Origin of the sequence: Pseudoalteromonas sp. S2755 (assembly GCF_005886535.1) — a bacterium.
Lineage (GTDB): Bacteria > Pseudomonadota > Gammaproteobacteria > Enterobacterales > Alteromonadaceae > Pseudoalteromonas.
This window is the reverse complement of record NZ_PNDS01000310.1, coordinates 1-492: the sequence shown is the minus strand read 5'-3', so window position 1 is coordinate 492 and position 492 is coordinate 1. Positions and strand designations below refer to the sequence as shown.

Sequence of the window (492 nt, the reverse complement as noted above, 5' to 3'; positions counted from 1 at the left end):
AACGTACCATTGAAAGCTCGTGTCATAAACTCAAGAGGTGTTAAATCATACTTGTTCGGTAGGCCAGCAAGTGCGGTAGCGCCAGTTATCCAGCTTAACGTTAGTTCAGAAGAGTTGTCGCTAATCACTACTGAGTAGGTATCGCTAGTAAAAGTTTGAAATGAAACTTTATTTGCCTGCTCCGAGGGCTGACAGTAGCTAAAGTGCTTGAGTGCTACTTCTATATGTGATGGAGAGCAAATTGAGCTAGCCCTTGCTTCTACAAAGCTAGGTATACCGAAAATGATTAATGAGAATAAAAGAAATAAAGACTTTAGCACTTTCTTTCCTAACATGAAGAAAGTTTAAAAGTAACATTATAAAAATGAGCTAGTAATGAATAGATAGGAAAGAGATTGTTACTAAATGGTGCGGAAAGAGAGACTTGAACTCTCACATCCGAAGATACTGGAACCTAAATCCAGCGCGGCTACCAATTCCGCCACTTCCGCA

The 492-nt window shown here is 39.8% G+C and carries 1 tRNA gene and 1 pseudogene; both read right to left on the bottom strand.

Going from position 1 to position 492, the window contains the following annotated elements:
- Positions 1-320, bottom strand: a pseudogene (locus CWC03_RS23720) (hypothetical protein); the annotation flags it as partial.
- An 86-nt stretch (positions 321-406) separates the two neighbouring features.
- Positions 407-491, bottom strand: a tRNA-Leu gene (locus tag CWC03_RS23360).
- Position 492 lies beyond the last annotated feature (1 nt).